Raw genomic sequence first — 18,994 nt, forward strand, 5'->3', positions numbered from 1 at the left:
GGTCCCTGCCGCGATCACGCGACCTGCAAGGGCGGGGAGACGGGCCAGGACAAAGCCCGGGCGGGTTGGAAACCGGTCTGCACGAAGCGACAGCGAAGGAAGGCCGGAGGGTCCGCACCCGCCCGCCTCGCGCCAGCGGGGTCGGCTTTGACCTGGATCGCCCCGCCCTAGGTTGGCGAGATTGATCGCGCGGACCGCAGCCGGCCCGGGCTCCTCCAAGGCGCTGGTGACCGAGCTGAACCTACCACAATCAAGGATAGCGGCCCAAGCCCGCCCGCGGCAAAGGCAAGAGCAGGACCGCGCGTCACACGGTCCACCCGAAGCTGGAAGGGGAGGGGGCGTAGCCGCCGGGGGACCAGGGCGAGGACCGACCAGAGAACCAAGTCGGATCTGGCGACAAGACGTCGGCCAGCCGCAGGATCCGCCGACGCTGAAGGGGACCTGCAGCGACACCATCGCACCGAACAACGGCAGGATAGCCTCGCCGACAAGGGTCAACATCGATCATGCGGTGATTGATCGACGAACCCCTTCCCACCAGCATCGCCCGCCCGTCGAGTCGCTGGGCGTCGCGGGCTCGGTATCTGCATAAGGTTCCTATGAAAACTGACCTCGCTGAGTACCGACAGGCGCGCTCTACGGGACGAATCACCAACCCCAAGCCTGAGTGGCCGCCGGCCCGCCTGGCGCCAGGGCTTGGACTTCGTTCGGTCCCTGTTCCGCCGGGCGTGTCTGAGCAAGGTCGACACCCCGCCGCCTCACGGCGAAAGGGGAGGGGAGTGGCGCCCGCCGAAGCGGGCGCCGAGTTGGGCTAGTGCCGCGTGCTGCCCGTCCGCGAGTGGATCATCTGGTGGAAGTGGGCGATGGCGGCCGTGTCGAGCTCGAAGGGGATCGCGGTGATCTCCTCCTGACGGTCCAGCTCCTCGGCGATGGCCAGAAGGTCCCAGCATTCGGCGACCACATACCAGCTGCCGGTGTCATAGAAGTCGTGGGCGTGTTGATAAACCGCTTGAGCCATCCCCATGCTGACCATCTTTCGTCTCCCTCTTGCGCTGCCGGATCTGCGGGCTCGTTCCCGCGATCTCGCGACCGCCCAGGGCGGGTGAAAGGGAGAGGCCAAAGGACGAATCCCCGTGGAAACCGGCCTGCAGCGCAGCGAAGGTCGGAGGGTCCGCGGGGGTTCGCCTCGTCCATGCGAGGTCGCCTTTGAACCTGACCGTCCCGTCCTAGGTTCGTGAGATTGATCGCGGACGAGCTCGCCCCGCAGCGCCCAACCCGGGAGATGACTGACGGCTTGGCGCCGGCGCCGACATGCGGATCACCACAGCCAGACCCCTGACGCCCTCCGCGCCTTGGTCGCCCGCTTGAACTGGCGGCCGATCGCCGCCTCCCAGTGTAGACAAGTGGTCAAAGTCTAGAAGAATAGTCTCACAAACCCGTCAGACCCCATTGGTTGAATGTCTGTTTTCGGCCTGGAACTCAACGGTGAGAGCCCGATCCAAAGCAGAAGTTCGGCAGTATCTTGGCCAACATCCGCTGCTGACTCCTTGCGGGAGTCGGGAAGGACTGGTTCAGCGACGCCTTCTGACCTTTCCAGTAATCCTGACCGTGCCGACGGTCAGGGACGGGCCGCTTGCCTCTAGCGACGAGCGCTTTGGTCGCCAAGGATCGCCGCCACCTCGTCCGCCATCGCCAGGCGCTGCTTCTTCAGGGCTTCCAGCCGATCGTCGGCGGCGGCTTCGACGCCGGTCTCGATGCGGTGAATGTCGCGATTGACGACGTGATAGCGATCGCAGAGCGCGCTGAAGTGGCGATCCGACTGCCTGAGACGATGGAGCGTCTCGACATTGGCCGGGAATTCCTGGGCGAGCTCGTGGGCGACGTGGGTCATGGACGATCTCCTCTCTGAACTGAAGGCGAGGCTAGATTGGTCCTCAGGGAGGTGAAAATGCGCTGGATCAAGCGTACCGTGGTGGCGTGGGATGGCTCAGAGGGTTTTTCCAGCCAGGCCTGATCGTCGCTGGGTGGTCACTTGATGTTGGACAAATGGCGCGGTCCGGCAACGCGCTAGTCAGGCGTCTGGACCGGTCGCGGCGCCGAGGCGGCGCTGACCCGGCGGTTCGCGCCGGGGCGCTCCGGCAATGGAGACTCCATGGCAGGCATTGATCCAGATCGCGCCTTCTACCCCCTCAACATCGCTGTCTTGACCGTGTCGGACACCCGCACGCTGGAAACCGACACCTCGGGCGGACTGCTGATCGACAGGCTGACAGTCGCGGGCCACACGCTGGCCGCCCGAGCGATCGTCAAGGACGACGTCGGGCCGATCCGAGACCAGGTCGCGGCCTGGGTCGCCGAGGCGGGGATTGATGTCGTGCTGTCCACCGGCGGCACGGGCTTCTCGCCGCGCGATGTGACGCCGGAGGCGGTCAAACCGCTGTTCCGACGTGAGATGGACGGCTTCTCCGTGGTCTTCCACCAGGCCAGTCAGGGCACGGTCGGGGTGGCGACCCTCCAGTCCCGCGCCTTCGCCGGCCAGGCCGGCGACACCTTTGTCTTCTGCCTGCCGGGCTCCACAGGCGCCTGTCGCGACGCCTGGGACCTGGTCCTGTCGATGGAACTCGACAGCCGGTTCAAGCCCTGTTCGCTCGTGGGTCAGATCCCGCGCTTCCGGGACATCTGCCCGTGATCACCTTCGACGAGGCGGCGGTGCTCGTCGCGGGGATCGCCGGTCCGCTGGGAAGAGAATCCGTGGCCCTCGCCGACGCGAGGGGCCGTGTGCTGGCCGAGCCGGTGCTGGCCGGTCGCGCGTCTCCCTCGTCCTGTGTCTCCGCGATGGATGGCTATGCCGTGCGCGAGGCCGATCTCGCGGTGCTGCCGGTCAGTCTGCCGGTCGCCGGCGAGTCCTTCGCCGGGGCAGGGTTCGCGGGCGCGTTGCCCGCCGGCGCCTGCCTGCGCATCTTTACCGGCGCGCCTCTGCCCGACGGCGCGGACCGGGTCATCATCCAGGAAGAGGTGCGGCGGCACGGCGATCAGGCGCTGTTCGCCCATCCTCTGTGCGCGAGGCGGCATCTCAGGGAGGCCGGATCCGACTTCCGGGTCGGCGATCTGCTCGTGCCCGCCGGTCGCCGCCTGAACGCTCAACGGCTGATCGCGGCGGCGGCGGCCAATCTGGGGGCGTTGGAGGTCTTCCGGAGGCCGAGGGTGGCCATCCTGGCCACTGGCGACGAACTGGCCGCGCCCGGATCGCATGACCTTCGGCCGGACGCCATTCCGGAGAGCGTCTCGTTCGGCGTCGCGGCCCTGGCTGAGAATTGGGGCGCCCGGATCGTGTCACGCCGTCGGTGCGGCGATGACTTGGCCTTTCTTCAGGCCGCAGCAGCGGAGGCCGTCGCCGAGGCCGACGTGGTGGTGGTCACCGGCGGCGCTTCCGTCGGCGAGCGGGATTTCGCCCGTGAAATGTTCGCGCCGCTCGGGCTGGAGTTGCTGTTCAGCAAGGTGGCGATCAAGCCGGGCAAGCCGGTCTGGATGGGCCGCGTCGGCGGGACCGTCATCGTCGGCCTGCCCGGCAATCCGACCTCGGCGCTGGTGACCGCGCGCCTGTTCCTGGCGCCGCTGGTGGCCGGCCTGGCGGGACGCAACCCGCGCAAGGCGTGGGCCTGGCGATCCGTGGCCCTGGCCGGGCCGATGGGGCAGGAGGGCGATCGCGAGACGTTTCACCGGGCGCGGCTGGACCGTGGCGAGGTGCTCCTCTCGGACGACCAGGACTCGTCGGCCCAGCGCGCGCTCGCCGCATCGGACCTGCTCGTTCGACGGCGCCCGAACGCGCCGTCCGTCGTGATCGGCGATCGCGTCGAGGTTCTCGATCTCTAGGTGGCTTCAATAAACTGCGCGAACAGGATGTCGTTTTCCAGGCGCATGTGCTCGCGCAGGTCCACCGCGATGTCGCGGCAGCAGCGATAGAGCGTCTGCCAGGTCCGACAGGCGTCCACCGGCGCGGTGAAGTCCGTCGTCAGCGCCGCCAGCCGCACCAGTTGCTCGTCGACGTCGCGATGCTCCTCCTCCATTCGGCCTATCGGATGGCGGATCATTGGATGACCGCCGTCGAGCATCAGCGGAAAAAGCACCTCTTCCTCACGTCGCTGATGCGACATCAGATGGTCCGCCATGATGGCGAGATGGTCGGACAGGCCGCGCGGACAGCGCGGATGGTCCTGATGGACTGCTTCCACCCGGCGCGCCAGGGCGATGGCCTCCGGAAACTGGGTGCGATGGACGTCATGATAACGTCGGAGAATGTGATCGATCAGGGTGGCCGGACCCACGTCGGCCCAGGCCTCCTGCACGATGCGTTCAGGCGCGATAGCGGTATCGAATGGCATCAGGCGTCTCCTTCAACGCAATCCTGAACCTGTCTTCGCTCGTGCGCCTTGAAGGACGCCGGGGCGGCGCTTGACCCGCGACAAGTGGCGACCTGTCGATGATCTTCAGGTGCGACAGGCTGCGCCCCCTATCGGACGCCGCAAGGAGTCGGGAAGCCTGCCGGATCAGTTTCAACGAGGTCTCTCATGGCGTTCGACACCCCGCTGGCCGGCGAAATCTGGTCCAGCAAGTACCGCTTTGCGCCGCACGGCGGGCATGGCGACCAGGTGGTAGAGGATACATGGCGCCGGATCGCCCGCGCGGTTGCCGAGGCCGAAGACCCGGAGCTTCGCGCGCCGGTCGAGGCGGAATTCTACGACGCCTTGCGGGATCACCGCTTCCTGCCGGCCGGCCGGATCATCGCCGGCGCGGGCACCGCCCGCAGCGTCACGCTGTTCAACTGCTTCGTCATGGGGGTGATTCCCGACGACCTGGGCGGCATCTTCGACCATGTCCGGGAGGCGGCGCTGACCCTGCAGCAGGGCGGCGGGGTCGGCATGGACTTCTCGTCCATTCGTCCGGCCGGCGCCTTCGTGTCCGGCGTCGCGGCCGATGCATCGGGGCCGCTCAGCTTCATGGACGTCTGGGATGCCATGTGCCGCACCATCATGTCCGCCGGCCAGCGGCGGGGCGCGATGATGGGCTGTCTGCGTATCGAGCATCCGGACATCGAGGCCTTCATAGACGCCAAGCGGGACGGCGGCCGGTTCCGCAACTTCAACCTGTCGGTGCTGGTCAGCGACGCCTTCATGGCCGCGCTCGCGGCCGGCGGCGACTGGACTCTGACCTTTGGCGGCAAGGTTCACCGGGTGCTTCCGGCCGCGGACCTGTGGGCGCGGCTGATGCGGGCGACCTACGACTGCGCCGAGCCGGGGGTGATCTTCATCGACCGGGTCAACGCGGCCAACAACCTGGCCGATTGCGAGGAGATCCTCGCCAGCAATCCCTGTGGCGAACAGATGCTGCCGCCTTACGGCGCCTGTCTGCTCGGCTCGATCAATCTGGCCCGGCTGGTGAAGTCGCCGTTCGCGACAGGCGCGGCCATTGATGAGGAAGAACTGGGCCAGCTCACGCGGACCGCGGTGCGCTTCCTCGACAACGTGATCGACATTTCCCGCTTTCCGCTCGAGGCCCAGGAGGCCGAAGCGAAATGGAAGCGGCGCCTGGGCCTTGGCGTCACGGGTCTGGCCAACGCCCTGGCCTTTTGCGGCGCCCGCTATGGAGGCGATGAGGCCGTCGACCTGACCCGGCGCTGGCTGGGCGTTGTCAAGCGCGAGGCCTATCGCACCTCCGCCCGGCTGGCGGCCGAGAAGGGGGTTTTCCCGCTGTATCAAGCTTCCATGCTTGAGCGTCCCAACCTGGCGTCGCTTGACGAGGAGACTCGCGACCTCATCAGCGCCCACGGCCTGCGCAACGGCTGCCTGACGTCGATCGCTCCCACCGGCACGACCTCGATCCTCGCGGGCAACGTCTCGTCCGGGGTCGAGCCGGTGTTCGCCTATGCCTACAGCCGCAAGGTTCGCCAGCCGGACGGCTCGAGCCGGGAGGAGCTGGTCGAGGACTACGCCCTGTCCGTCTGGAAGGCGGTCCATGGCGACGATCCGCCGCCGGAAGATCTGTTCGTCAGCGCCCAGACGCTGACCCCCGCCGATCATCTGCGCATGCAGGCGGTCGCCCAGACCATGGTCGACAGCTCGATCTCCAAGACGGTCAACTGCCCGGAAGACATCGACTTCGAAGCCTTCGCCGACATCTACGTCGAAGGCTATCGGTTGGGCTGCAAGGGCCTGACCACCTACCGGCCCAACGCGATCACCGGGTCTGTGCTCAGCGTTCCGCCGTTGGCTACCGTCGCGCCTGTCCGGCCACCGGAGCCACATCTGACGAGCCGCCCGCAGGCGCTGGAGGGCATGACCTACAAGATCAAATGGCCGGAGAGTGATCACGCCGTCTACGTCACCCTCAACGATACCGTCGATGCGCACGGGCGGCGGCCGTTCGAGATCTTCGTCAACTCGCGCAATATGGACCACTACGCGTGGACCGTCGGACTGACGCGGATGATCTCGGCGGTATTCCGGCGCGGCGGCGACGTCTCATTCGTGGCGGAGGAACTGAAGGCGGTGTTTGATCCCCGCGGCGGCGCCTGGCTGGACGGCCGGTATGTGCCCTCGCTGCTGGCGGCGATCGGCGGTGTGGTCGAGCGGCATATGACCGGGCAGTCGCCGACGCCGTGTCATGGGGAAGGGGACCCGGACCCGGCGGCGAGGCCCGCGCCGCGTCTTGCCTGCTGCCCACGCTGCGGGGCGGCGGCGTTGGTCCGCAAGGAGGGTTGCGATACCTGCCTCGACTGCGGTCATTCGAAATGCGGGTGACGGTATCGCCGCCCGCTTGATTTGCGACAAGCGGGCGGCAGCAGCGGCTCAAGGCGGCGCGCGCGAGGGCGGGCTATGGCTGCCTACCTTTCCCAGAGTTCGTGAGTCCCGATCATGCCGTCCGCCGCCGCCCGCCGCCGCTATACAGGGCCGGCTCTCCTGAGCTTCGGCTTTCGGCCCTTCTTCCTGGGCGCGGCGGTATGGGCCGTCATCGCCGTACCGCTGTGGCTCTGGGTCCATCTCGGCGGACAGGGCGGGCCCTCGGTCGACCGCGACTGGCATGTGCACGAAATGCTGTTCGGCTACGTCGGCGGGGTCGTCGCCGGCTTCCTGCTGACCGCCGTACCCAACTGGACGGGCAGGCTGCCGGTCACGGGCGCGCCGCTTGCCGGTCTCGCCGCGCTCTGGCTGGCGGGTCGCGCGGCCATGCTGCTGGCTCCCGCGCTTCCCGCCGCTGCGGCCGTTGATGCGGCCTTCCTCGTCGTGTTCGCCGCCGTGATCTGGCGCGAGGTTCTGGCCGGCCGCAACTGGCGCAACCTGCCGGTGGCGGTGATGGTCACCCTGTTGGCGCTGGCCAACCTGACCTTTCACGCGCGTCTTTCCTGGCCGGACCTGGGTCCGCTGGCCGAGCGCGGCGCGGTGGCCATGATCGCCATGCTGATCGCCTTCATCGGTGGCCGGGTGGTTCCGAGCTTCACGCGCAACTGGATGATGCAGGCGCGGCTGGCGCCCCTGCCGACGACCGAGGACCGCTTCGACCGCTTCGGCGTGATGGCCGCCGCCGCCGGCCTGGCGGCTTGGATCGCCTTTCCCGATCATCCGCTCGCAGGCGTCGGCCTCCTCCTCGGCGGGACGGCGACACTGGCGCGGCTGGCGCGTTGGCGGACCGCGAAGGTGTTGACCGACCCGCTGGTCTGGAGCCTCCACGCCGGTTACGGCTGGCTGGGGCTGGGCCTGACCCTGACCGGCGCGAGCGTGCTGTGGCCCGGCCTGGTTCCGCGCACGGCCGGCCTGCACGCGCTGCTGGCCGGAGCCGCCGGGGTCATGACCCTGGCCATGATGACCCGCGCGACCCTCGGCCACACGGGACGCGCGCGCGAGGCCGACCGGGCGACGACCCTGGTCTATGTCGCGGCCAACCTGGCGGCGGTCCTGCGGGTGGCCGCGGCCTTCGCCGTCGCCCAGCGCGAGCCGCTGCTGATCGCGGCCGGGGGCCTTTGGGTGCTGGCCTTCGCGGCCTTCGTGCTGCGCTACGGCCCGATGCTCGTCCGCCCGCGGCTGGCCAGCTGATGCGCATCCAGGCCTTTGAGAAGGATCAAGGTGGCGCGACCCCGGCGCCCTATGTCGGGGGCGATCCCCGCGAGCCCGCCCCCATGACCCGCCTCATCGACAGTCTTGGCCGCCGGTTCCAGTACCTGCGGCTCTCGATCACCGAGGTGTGCAACTTCCGCTGCACCTACTGCCTGCCGAACGGCTACCAGAAGACCCAGCCCGCCTCGTTCCTGACGGTGCCCGAGATCGGGCGGCTGGTTGATGTCTTCGCGCAGCTCGGCGTGGGCAAGATCCGCCTGACCGGCGGAGAGCCGTCGGTGCGCCGCGATGTCGGCGAAATTATCCGCCGCGTGCGCGCGACACCCGGAATCGACAAGGCCGCCATCACCACCAACGGCTGGAACCTGGCGCGGAACATCGACGACTGGAGCGCCGGCGGCCTGACCAACCTCAACGTCAGCATCGACTCGCTCGACCGCGAGATGTTCCACCGGATCACCGGCCATGACCGCCTGCCGGCCGTGATGGCGGGCTTGGACCGGGCGCTGGAGCTCGGTGTGCCGTCGGTGAAGATCAACGCGGTGCTGCTGAAGGATGCGGCCGGGCCTTCCCAGTTTGCGCGGTTCGCCGATTTCGTCCGTGCCCGGCCCGTCGCCGTGCGCTTCATCGAGCTCATGCGCACCGGCGACAATGCTGACTATTTCGCGCGCCAGCATGTCGGCGGCCATGTGCTGCGGTCCTGGCTCGAGGCCGGCGGCTGGACACCTCGGGCGCGCGGCCATGACGACGGGCCGGCGGTCGAATACGTCCATCCGGATCACGTTGGACGCATCGGTCTGATCGCCCCCTATGGCGCCGGCTTCTGCGACGGCTGCAATCGTCTGCGGGTCACGGCGCGAGGCAGGCTGCGGCTATGCCTGTTCGGCGATGGCGGCATCGACCTGCGCGACCTGCTGGATGAGGACGCCGATCGCGATGCTCTGGCCGCCCGGGTCGTCGGGGCGCTCGGCGGCAAGGCGGCCGGTCATCGGTTGGCGGAGCAGATCACCGGCGACACGCGCCATCTGGCCCAGCTGGGCGGCTGATCAGTTCAGCGCGCCGACAGGGCTGGCGGCGCTGGCGCTGCATTCCCGCGCCGCCATGCCGACCCGGGCGGCGGAGGGGTGCAGATGGCTGTCGATCAGCCGGTCCGGCTTGGCCAGGCGGTCAAGCACGGCGGGCCGGTGGATCAACACCTCGGGGCCGTTCACCGCGACGCCATAGTCCGCGAGGTTGGCGAAGGCGCGCGACAGGTTCTCCGGCGTCATGCCCAGCAAGGAAGCCAGGACCCGCTTTTCATGCGGCAGGACCAGCGTCGGACCGCCGCCCTGGCTGACCTGTTCGGCCAGCAGATAGTTGGCCAGCCGCTCGGAGGCGCCGCGCAGCTTCTGGTTCTTCACGGTTCGCACGAGGCCGCGATAGCAGCCCGAGAGCTCCTCCGCGACGGCCACGGCAAAGCCCGCGTCTTCCTTCATGGCGCGCCGCACGGCCTCACCGGAAATCATCAGAATGTCGGACCGCTCGATCGTCCGGGCGGTCATCAGCGCGTCCGCGTCGAGCACGACGGCGGCGAGAATGAAGGTCGAGACCGGACGAAGGACGGCGAGGGTGGTCTCCTTGTCGTTCCAGGTGCCCTGCAGCTCGGCGAGCCCCTCGATCAGGATGTAGAGGAAATCGACGGGGTCGCCCTCCATCAGCAAGGTCGTGCCGGCCGGGAATTTCTGCAAGAAGCCGCCCGCGATCAAGTTGTCGAAGGTCCGCGGCATGGCGCTCTTGAACAGCGGCAGGGCCCGGACCCGTTCTATGTCAGCGCTGCGCATGGGCATGCCCGTTCTCTCCAATCGTAGAGGTTGAATTCATCGATTCGCGCGCCAGAACGCCTTGATGTGGATCAACTCGAGATGGCGTGATGATCGTCACTTGATAAACATCAAGTCAAGGGCAAACCTTAAGCAAACGGCGCCGGTCATTCGATCAATACTGACCATCAGCCCGCGGAAATATTGCTTTTCATATCCTGATTTCAGACACTCTTTGACCCGGATCAATTGTTCCATCTGATCTCTGCAGCAGAAACACGGCTGTCAGCCGGCGATAGTCGTCGGCGCGGAAGAACGGCTTCGCAGATGGTCGGGGATACGCCCAAAGCGGCGGATGGCGCCGGTTCGGCGCTCTGGATGAGCACCTTCGCCTTCACCGCCTGTTTCGCAGTGTGGACGATCTTCTCGATCATCGGCGTCCAGATCAAACAGGATCTGGGACTCAGCGAGGCCCAGTTCGGCCTGCTGGCCGGCACGCCAATCCTGACCGGCTCGCTGGTGCGGGTCCTGCTCGGCGTCTGGACCGACCAGTACGGCGGGCGGCTGGTCAATCTGATGGTCATGCTGTCGGCGGCTCTGGCCACCTTCCTGCTGTCCTACGCCCACACCTATCCGCAGTTCCTCGTCGCCGCGCTCGGTGTCGGCATGGCCGGCGGCTCGTTCGCCGTCGGCATCGCCTATGTCTCCAAGTTCTTCCCCAAGGAAAAACAGGGCACGGCGCTCGGCATCTTCGGCGCGGGCAACGTCGGCGCGGCGGTGACCAAGTTCACCGCGCCATTCGTGATGATCGCCTTCGGCTGGCAGTCTGTGGCCCAGATCTGGGCCGGGGCTCTGGCGCTGATCGCGGTCGCCTTCTTCCTGCTGACACGCGACGATCCGCAGCTGGTCGAGCGCCGCCGGACCGGCGCCAGGCCGGTCAGCACCGCGATGCAGTTCACCCCGCTGATGAAGCTGCAGGTGTGGCGCTTCTCGCTCTACTACTTCTTCGTCTTCGGCGCCTTCGTGGCCCTGGCCCTGTGGCTGCCGCACTATCTGGTCGGGGTCTACGGCCTGAACATCAAGGTCGCCGGCATGGTCGCCGCGGCCTATTCAATCCCCGGCTCGCTGTTCCGGGTGTTCGGCGGCTGGCTGTCGGACAAGATCGGGGCGCGCCGCGTGATGTACATCACCTTCAGCATCAGCGCCGTCTGCACCTTCCTGCTGTCCTATCCGCCGACCAGCTACATCGTCGACGGCATCCACGGGCCGATCGCCTTCCGCGTCGCCATGGGCCTTGGCCCGTTCATCGTGCTTCTGTTCTGCCTCGGCTTCGGCATGAGTCTGGGCAAGGCGGCGGTGTTCAAGCACATCCCCGTCTACTACCCCGACACCATCGGCTCGGTCGGCGGGCTGGTCGGCATGGTCGGCGGTCTGGGCGGCTTCGTCCTGCCGATCACCTTCGGCCTGCTCAATGATCTGACCGGTGTCTGGACCAGCTGCTTCATGCTGCTGTTCGTGCTGGTCGCCTCGGCCCTGACCTGGATGCACTTCGCCATCCGGCGGATGGAGCGGGCGCGGACGCCGCAGCTGTCCCAGCTACCCGAACTGCCGGAAATGTCCGGCTTGCACCCCAGCCCCTTCTCCGGCCTCATGCCCGACGCTCCGGCGCCGGTCGCGGCCCACAGCTGATTTTCAAGGAGAGCCCGATGGCTTCCGCCCCGACCCCCAAACATGTGCTGGCGGACTGGCGCCCCGAGGATCCGGCGTTCTGGGCCGGGGCCGGCAAGGCGATTGCCAGCCGGAACCTGTGGATTTCGGTCCCCAACCTCCTGTTGGCCTTCTCGATCTGGATGGTCTGGTCGATGGTTATCGCCAAGCTGAAGCTGATCGGCTTCACCTTCACCACGGAGCAGCTGTTCTGGCTGGCCGCGCTGCCAGCGCTGTCGGGCGCCACGCTGCGGATCTTCTACAGCTTCATCGTGCCGGTGTTTGGCGGCCGGATGTGGACCGTGCTCTCGACCCTGTCCCTGCTGATCCCGGCGATCGGCATCGGCCTGGCGGTGCAGAACCCGCACACGCCCTATCTCGTCTTCGTCATCCTGGCCCTGCTCTGTGGCCTGGGCGGCGGCAACTTCGCCTCCTCGATGTCGAACATCTCCTTCTTCTTCCCCAAGAAGGAGAAGGGCAACGCCCTGGCCATCAACGCCGGGTTCGGCAACCTCGGCGTCAGCGTGATGCAATTCCTGATCCCGCTGGTCATCGCGCTGGGCGCCTTCGCCCCGGTGGTCGGCGCGCCGCAGATCGCCGTCGAGAAGGGCGTCCAGAGTCAGGTCTGGCTGCAGAACGCCGGCTTCGTCTGGGTCCCGTTCATCCTCGCCGCCGCCGCCGCCGCCTGGATCGGCATGAACGACATCAGCTCGGCCAAGGCGTCCTTCGCGGCCCAGTCGGTGGTCTTCAAGCGCAAGCACAACTGGATCATGTGCTACCTCTACGTCGGCACCTTCGGCTCGTTCATTGGCTTCTCCGCGGCCTTCCCGCTGCTGGCCAAGACGCTGTTCCCGGCCGTTATGGTGCTCAAGATCGCCTTCCTCGGCCCGCTGGTCGGCGCCCTGTCGCGCGCCCTGACCGGCTGGGTGTCCGACAAATGGGGGGGGCAGAACGTCACCCACTGGGTGTTTCTGGCCCTCGCCGTCGGGGTGCTTGGCGTCCTCTACAGCGTCGGGGCGACCGGCGCGGCGCCGTCCTTCCCGCTGTTCTTCGCCGCCTTCCTCTGGCTGTTCTTCTGGACCGGCGTGGGCAACGCCTCGACCTTCCAGATGATCCCCGCGATCGTTCGCGCCGACATGCCCCGGCTGATGCCGAAGGCTGACCTGGCGACCCGTCTGAAGGCCTCGGAAATGGAGGCGGCGGCCATTGTCGGCTTCAGCTCCGCCATCGGCGCCTACGGCGGCTTCTTCATCCCCATGGCCTTCGGCGACTCGCTCAAGGCCACGGGTGGACCGGCGACGGCCCTGATGATCTTCTTCGCCTTCTACCTCAGCTGCGTGGCGGTGAACTGGGCGTTCTACGCCCGCCGCGAGTCGCTGCTGAACACCCACTCGCTGACCTTCGCTCCGGAGTCCGTGGCATGAGCCATACCCTTGACCGCCTCGCGTTCTTCACGCGCAAGACCGAGCTGTTTTCCGACGGCCACGGGGTGATGAACGACGATGACCGCACCTGGGAAGAAGCCTACCGGTCCCGCTGGCGGCACGACAAGATCGTCCGTTCGACCCACGGGGTGAACTGCACCGGCTCCTGCTCGTGGAAGATCTACGTCAAGGGCGGGATCGTCACCTGGGAGACCCAGCAGACCGACTATCCGCGCACGCGGCCGGAACTGCCGAACCACGAGCCGCGCGGCTGCGCCCGCGGCGCCAGCTACAGCTGGTACCTCTACTCGGCCAACCGGGTGAAGTATCCGCTGGTCCGCTCGCGCCTGTTGCGGCTGTGGCGCAAGGCCCGCGAGACCCTGCCGCCGGTGGCGGCCTGGGCCTCGATCCAGGACGATCCGGCGGCCCGCAAATCCTACACCAGCATGCGCGGCTCCGGCGGCTTCGTGCGGGCCGACTGGGACGAGGTCACCGAGATCATCGCGGCGGCCAACGCCCACACCGTCAAGCGCTGGGGTCCGGACCGGGTGTTCGGCTTCTCGCCGATCCCGGCCATGTCGATGGTCTCCTACGCGGCCGGCGCGCGCTACCTGCAGCTCCTCGGCGGGACCTGCGGCTCGTTCTATGACTGGTACTGCGACCTGCCGCCGGCCTCGCCCCAGACCTGGGGCGAACAGACCGACGTCGCCGAGAGCGCTGACTGGTACAATTCCAGCTTCATGCTGCTGTGGGGCTCCAACGTCCCGCAGACCCGCACGCCGGACGCCCACTTCTATACCGAGGCCCGCTATCGCGGCGCCAAGTCGGTGGTCATCTGCCCGGACTATTCGGAAGCCTCGAAGTTCTCGGACCTGTGGCTGCCGGTGAAACAGGGGACGGACGCCGCCCTGGCCATGGCCTTCGGCCATGTGATCCTCAAGGAGTATCACCTCGACAAGCAGGTGCCGTACTTCCGCGACTACCTGCGCAAGTACAGCGACCTGCCGATGCTGGTGCGGCTGGTTCCCCAGGACGGCGGCTTCGTCCCGGAGCGCCTGCTGCGCGCTTCGGACTTCATCGGCGACCTGGAGCAGGCCAACAATCCCGACTGGAAGACCGTGGCCATCGACGAGGCCACCGGCGAGATCGTCGTGCCCAACGGCTCGATCGGCTTCCGTTGGGGCGAGGACGGCCGCTGGAACCTTGAGGAACGCGACGCCGCCGGCCGCGAGACCACGCTGAAGCTGGGCCTCAAGGACGCGCACGACGAAGTCGCCGGGGTCCGGTTCCCCTATTTCGCCAACACCGCCACCAACGGCTTCGCCTCCACCGACCACCCCAGTGTGCTGACCCGCAACGTGCCGGTCCGCCGGGTCATGCTGAAGGACGGCGAGGCGCTGGTCGCCTGCGTCTACGACCTGTTCATGGCCAACTACGGCGTCGACCAGGGCTTCGGCGGCGACTGCATGCCGACCTCCTACGACGACCTGCAGCCCTATTCGCCGGCCTGGGCCGAAGCCATCACCACCGTGCCGCGCGAGCAGATCATCGCCGTGGCCCGCGGCTTCGCCACCAACGCCGAGAAGACCAACGGCAAGTCGATGGTGATCATCGGCGCGGCGATGAACCACTGGTTCCACATGGACATGAACTACCGCGGCGTCATCAACATGCTGGTGATGTGCGGTTGCGTCGGCCAGTCCGGCGGCGGCTGGGCGCACTATGTGGGTCAGGAAAAGCTGCGGCCCCAGACCGGCTGGGCGCCCCTGGCCTTCGCCACCGACTGGATCCGGCCGCCCCGCCAGCAGAACTCGACCTCGTTCTTCTACGCCCACTCCGACCAGTGGCGCTACGAGACGGTCGGCATCGACGAACTTCTGTCGCCCACGGCGCCGGAGGGGCCGTGGAAGGCCTCGATGATCGACTTCAACGTCCGCGCCGAACGGATGGGCTGGCTGCCCTCGACGCCGGCGCTGAAGGCCAATCCGCTGGACGTGGCGAAAGCCGCGGCGGCGGCCGGGGTTGATGCGCGGGACTACACCCTGTCCGGCCTCAAGGACCGCTCGGTCGAGCTGTCCTGCATGGACCCCGACGATCCTGCCAACTGGCCGCGCAACATGTTCGTCTGGCGCTCGAACCTGCTCGGCTCCTCCGGCAAGGGCCACGAGTATTTCCTCAAGCACCTGCTCGGCGCCTCGCACGGCGTCCAGGGCAAGGACCTGGGCGAGACCGGTCAGGTCAAGCCCGTCGACGTCGTCTGGCATGACGAGGCCCCGGAAGGGAAACTCGACCTGCTGGTGACCCTCGACTTCCGCATGTCGACCACCTCGGTCTACTCCGACATCGTTCTGCCGACGGCCACATGGTACGAGAAGAACGACCTCAACACCTCCGACATGCACCCCTTCATCCACCCGCTGTCGGCGGCCGTGGATCCGGCCTGGGAGTCGAAGTCGGACTGGGAGATCTTCAAGGCGATCGCGAAGAAGTTCTCGCAGGTCGCGCCGGAGGTGCTGGGGGTCGAGAAGGACGTCGTCCTCACCCCGATCCAGCACGACAGCCCCGGCGAGATGGCCCAGCCCTTCGAGGTGAAGGACTGGTACCTCGGCGAATGCGAGGCGATCCCGGGCAAGACGATGCCCCAGATCACCATCGTCGAGCGGGACTATCCCAACCTCTACAAGCAGTTCACCGCACTCGGCCCCCTGCTCGACAAGGCCGGCAACGGCGGCAAGGGCCTGGCCTGGAAGACGGGCCATGAGGTCGACGCCCTGCGCGACCTGAACGGCGCGGTCCTCGCGGCCGGCCTCACCGAGGGCATGCCGAGCATCAGCAGCGACATCGACGCCTGCGAGACCATCCTGATGCTCGCGCCGGAGACCAACGGCGAGGTGGCGGTCAAGGCCTGGCACGCGCTGGAGAAGCAGACCGGCCGCCAGCACGCCCACCTGGCGATCCCCAAGGAGGACGAGAAGATCCGCTTCCGCGATCTGCTCGCCCAGCCGCGCAAGATCATCTCCTCGCCGACCTGGTCGGGCATCGAGAGCGAGAAGGTCTGCTACACCGCCGGCTATACCAACGTGCATGAGCTGATCCCCTGGCGGACCCTCACGGGCCGGCAGCAGCTCTACCAGGATCACCTGTGGATGCGGGCCTTCGGCGAGGCGCTGTGCGTCTACAAGCCGCCGATCGACCTGAAGACCACGCACGTGAAGGGCCTCAAGCCCAACGGCGAGATCGAGATCGTCCTCAACTTCATCACCCCGCACCAGAAGTGGGGCATCCACTCCACCTATTCCGACAACCTGCTCATGCTGACCCTCAATCGCGGCGGGCCGGTGGTCTGGATTTCGGAGACGGACGCCCGCAAGGCCGGGATCGTCGACAACGACTGGATCGAGGTCTTCAACGCCAACGGCGCGCTCACCGCGCGCGCCGTGGTCTCCCAGCGCATCCGTGAAGGCACGACCTTCATGTACCACGCGCAGGAAAAGATCGTGAACACGCCGGGGTCGGAGATCACCGGGCGGCGCGGCGGCATCCACAACTCGGTCACCCGCACGGTGCTCAAGCCGACGCACATGATCGGCGGCTACGCCCAGCTGGCCTACGGCTTCAACTACTACGGCACCGTCGGCTCCAACCGGGACGAGTTCATCGTCCTTCGCAAGATGAACAAGGTCGACTGGCTCGAAGAGCCGCTCGAATCCCGGGAGTTCGGTCAATGAAAATCCGCGCGCAGATCGGCATGGTGCTGAATCTCGACAAGTGCATCGGCTGTCACACCTGTTCGGTCACCTGCAAGAACGTCTGGACCAATCGCCAGGGCGTTGAATACGCCTGGTTCAACAACGTCGAGACCAAGCCCGGCATCGGCTATCCCAAGGACTGGGAGAACCAGAAGAAATGGAACGGCGGCTGGCGGCGCAAGGCCAACGGCAAGATCGAACCGCGCATGGGCGCCAAGTGGCGGATCCTGTCGAAGATCTTCGCCAACCCCGACCTGCCGGAGATCGACGATTACTACGAGCCGTTCACCTTCGATTACGGCCACCTGCAGTCCGCGCCGGAGATGAAGCATTTCCCGACGGCCCGGCCGCGCTCGCAGATCACGGGCAAGCGGATGGAAAAGATCGAATGGGGGCCCAACTGGGAGGAAATCCTCGGCGGCGAGTTCGCAAAGCGGTCGCAGGATTCCAACTTCGAGGGCATCGAGAAGGAGATCTACGGGGCCTTCGAACAGACCTTCATGATGTACCTGCCGAGGCTGTGCGAGCACTGCCTCAACCCCACCTGCGTGGCGGCCTGTCCCTCGGGCGCGATCTACAAGCGCGAGGAGGACGGCATCGTCCTGATCGACCAGGACAAGTGCCGCGGCTGGCGAATGTGCGTCTCGGCCTGCCCCTACAAGAAGATCTATTACAACTGGGACTCCGGGAAGTCGGAGAAGTGCACCTTCTGCTTCCCGCGCATCGAGGTGGGCCAGCCGACGGTCTGTTCGGAAACCTGCGTCGGCCGCATCCGCTATCTCGGCGTGCTGCTCTATGACGCCGACCGCATCGAGGCGGCCGCCTCGACGCCGGACGAGAAGGATCTCTACCAGGCCCAGCTCGACGTCTTCCTCGACCCGAACGACCCGGCGGTGATCGCCCAGGCGCGTCTGGACGGCGTGCCGGAGGCCTGGCTCGAAGGGGCCCGCCGCAGCCCGGTCTACAAGATGGCCATCGAGTGGAAGGTCGCCTTCCCGCTGCACCCTGAGTACCGGACCCTGCCGATGGTCTGGTACGTGCCGCCGCTGTCGCCGATCCAGTCGGCGGCCTCGGTCGGGGCGCTGGAGAACGACGGCCAGATGCCGGACGTCGCCAGCCTGCGCATCCCGGTCCGCTATCTCGCCAACCTGCTCACCGCCGGCAACGAGCCGCCGGTGGTCACCGCCCTGGAGCGGATGCTGGCCATGCGCGGCTTCATGCGCGCCCGCACGGTCGAAGGGGTCACCGATCACGCCCTGGCCGCCCGGGTCGGCCTGACCGCCGCCCAGATCGAGGAGATGTACCGGTACATGGCGATCGCCAACTACGAGGACCGGTTCGTCATCCCCACCACCCACCGCGAGACCGCCGAGGACGCCTACGAGCTCCGCGGCGACTGCGGCTTCTCGTTCGGCAACGGCTGCTCCGGCGGCCGCACCGAGGTTGGCCTGTTCGGCTCGGACCCGCGCTCGCGCGCCAAGCCCCTCATGGAGGTCTGAGATGGCCCTTACCTACAAGGCTTTGGCCGTGCTGCTGGCCTATCCGACCGCCGACACCCAGGATCTCGCCGGGGCCGCCATCCAGGCGATCGAGGACGAGGGCATGGTCCCGGTGCAGATCCGGCGCTCGCTCGCCCGACTGGCCGACGAGCTGACCGACGGCGACCTGTTCGAGCTGCAGGAACGCTATGTCTGGCAGTTCGACCGGACCCGCTCACTGTCGCTGAACCTCTATGAGCACGTTCACGGCGAGAGCCGCGATCGTGGCCAGGCGATGGTCGCCCTGCTGGAGCTCTATCGCAGCAAGGGCGTGGAGCTGTCGGCCAACGAACTGCCTGACAACCTGCCGGTGTTCCTCGAGTTTCTGTCCCTGTTGCCCGAGCCGGAAGCGGCCTCCCTGCTGGGCGAGGCAGCCCACGTCCTGGCCGCCATGGGCGAGCGGCTGCACAAGCGGCAGAGCCCCTACCGGGCGGTGTTCGGCGCGTTGACGGCCCTGGCCGGCGCCGAGGCCGACGCAGAAGCGCTCGCCTCGCTGATGCAGGAGCCGGACGACGATCCGGGCGACTTCGAGACGCTCGACCGGCTGTGGGCCGAGACCGCGGTCACCTTCGGACCTTCCGACGTCGGCTGCCCGAAGGCTGAGAACCTGATCCAGGCGATGAACGCCAGTCCCGCGCCGGTCTCCCGACGCGCCGGCGCGGCCTGAGG

14 protein-coding genes are annotated in these 18,994 nt (G+C 67.3%); 10 read left to right on the plus strand and 4 right to left on the minus strand.

Going from position 1 to position 18,994, the window contains the following annotated elements:
• Nucleotides 1–811: 811 nt before the first annotated feature.
• On the minus strand, nucleotides 812–1,024 hold the full coding sequence (locus ACODSL_RS18540; protein WP_488902216.1) for a hypothetical protein: 213 nt from the start codon (nucleotides 1,022–1,024) through the stop codon (nucleotides 812–814).
• Nucleotides 1,025–1,639: 615 nt separating this feature from the next.
• On the minus strand, nucleotides 1,640–1,891 hold the full coding sequence (locus ACODSL_RS18545; RefSeq protein ID WP_488902217.1) for an HP1242/YdcH family protein: 252 nt from the start codon (nucleotides 1,889–1,891) through the stop codon (nucleotides 1,640–1,642).
• 261 nt (nucleotides 1,892–2,152) lie between these two features.
• Here ACODSL_RS18545 and moaB point away from each other — a divergent pair, with 261 nt between their 5' ends.
• On the plus strand, nucleotides 2,153–2,689 hold the full coding sequence (gene moaB / locus ACODSL_RS18550) for a molybdenum cofactor biosynthesis protein B (RefSeq protein WP_488902218.1): 537 nt from the start codon (nucleotides 2,153–2,155) through the stop codon (nucleotides 2,687–2,689).
• Complete coding sequence (locus tag ACODSL_RS18555; protein ID WP_488902219.1) at nucleotides 2,686–3,873, plus strand: molybdopterin molybdotransferase MoeA; 1,188 nt, start codon at nucleotides 2,686–2,688, stop codon at nucleotides 3,871–3,873. Before moaB ends, ACODSL_RS18555 begins: the two co-directional genes overlap by 4 nt.
• On the opposite strand, the gene ACODSL_RS18560 is transcribed toward ACODSL_RS18555, so the two are convergent.
• Nucleotides 3,870–4,382, minus strand: coding sequence for a hemerythrin domain-containing protein (locus ACODSL_RS18560; protein ID WP_488902220.1), 513 nt, complete (start codon nucleotides 4,380–4,382; stop codon nucleotides 3,870–3,872). The two genes, ACODSL_RS18555 and ACODSL_RS18560, sit on opposite strands and share 4 nt — an antisense overlap.
• A 186-nt stretch (nucleotides 4,383–4,568) precedes the next feature.
• Between ACODSL_RS18560 and ACODSL_RS18565 the strand changes: the two genes are divergently transcribed.
• The 3 genes from ACODSL_RS18565 to moaA all read left to right on the plus strand — a co-directional run bounded on the left by ACODSL_RS18565 (nucleotide 4,569) and on the right by moaA (nucleotide 9,154).
• Nucleotides 4,569–6,797, plus strand: a complete 2,229-nt coding sequence (locus tag ACODSL_RS18565) for an adenosylcobalamin-dependent ribonucleoside-diphosphate reductase (RefSeq protein WP_488902221.1) — start codon at nucleotides 4,569–4,571, stop codon at nucleotides 6,795–6,797.
• Nucleotides 6,798–6,911: 114 nt separating this feature from the next.
• Nucleotides 6,912–8,087, plus strand: coding sequence for an NnrS family protein (locus ACODSL_RS18570; RefSeq protein ID WP_488902222.1), 1,176 nt, complete (start codon nucleotides 6,912–6,914; stop codon nucleotides 8,085–8,087).
• 83 nt (nucleotides 8,088–8,170) lie between these two features.
• Nucleotides 8,171–9,154, plus strand: coding sequence for a GTP 3',8-cyclase MoaA (gene moaA, locus ACODSL_RS18575; protein ID WP_488902223.1), 984 nt, complete (start codon nucleotides 8,171–8,173; stop codon nucleotides 9,152–9,154).
• Here the strand turns inward: moaA and ftrB are convergent, their stop codons facing one another.
• Entirely contained in the window at nucleotides 9,155–9,934 is a 780-nt protein-coding gene (ftrB, locus tag ACODSL_RS18580; RefSeq protein WP_488902224.1) for a transcriptional activator FtrB, read from the minus strand. It lies immediately after the preceding gene.
• 351 nt (nucleotides 9,935–10,285) lie between these two features.
• Here ftrB and ACODSL_RS18585 point away from each other — a divergent pair, with 351 nt between their 5' ends.
• From ACODSL_RS18585 to narJ, 5 genes are read left to right on the plus strand one after another with little or no spacing between them, the layout of a single operon-like run.
• Nucleotides 10,286–11,596, plus strand: a complete 1,311-nt coding sequence (locus tag ACODSL_RS18585; protein WP_488902225.1) for an MFS transporter — start codon at nucleotides 10,286–10,288, stop codon at nucleotides 11,594–11,596.
• A 17-nt stretch (nucleotides 11,597–11,613) separates the two neighbouring features.
• A complete protein-coding gene (locus ACODSL_RS18590; RefSeq protein ID WP_488902226.1) occupies nucleotides 11,614–13,038 on the plus strand; it encodes an MFS transporter in 1,425 nt (474 codons plus the stop codon).
• Nucleotides 13,035–16,766: a nitrate reductase subunit alpha gene (locus tag ACODSL_RS18595; RefSeq protein WP_488902227.1), complete on the plus strand. Its 3,732-nt coding sequence runs from the start codon at nucleotides 13,035–13,037 to the stop codon at nucleotides 16,764–16,766. The genes ACODSL_RS18590 and ACODSL_RS18595 overlap by 4 nt, the downstream gene beginning before the upstream one ends.
• A complete protein-coding gene (narH, locus tag ACODSL_RS18600) occupies nucleotides 16,763–18,286 on the plus strand; it encodes a nitrate reductase subunit beta (protein WP_488902228.1) in 1,524 nt (507 codons plus the stop codon). Before ACODSL_RS18595 ends, narH begins: the two co-directional genes overlap by 4 nt.
• A 1-nt stretch (nucleotide 18,287) precedes the next feature.
• Nucleotides 18,288–18,992, plus strand: coding sequence for a nitrate reductase molybdenum cofactor assembly chaperone (gene narJ, locus ACODSL_RS18605; RefSeq protein ID WP_488902229.1), 705 nt, complete (start codon nucleotides 18,288–18,290; stop codon nucleotides 18,990–18,992).
• Nucleotides 18,993–18,994 lie beyond the last annotated feature (2 nt).

Source organism: Caulobacter sp. FG121, from assembly GCF_057809815.1.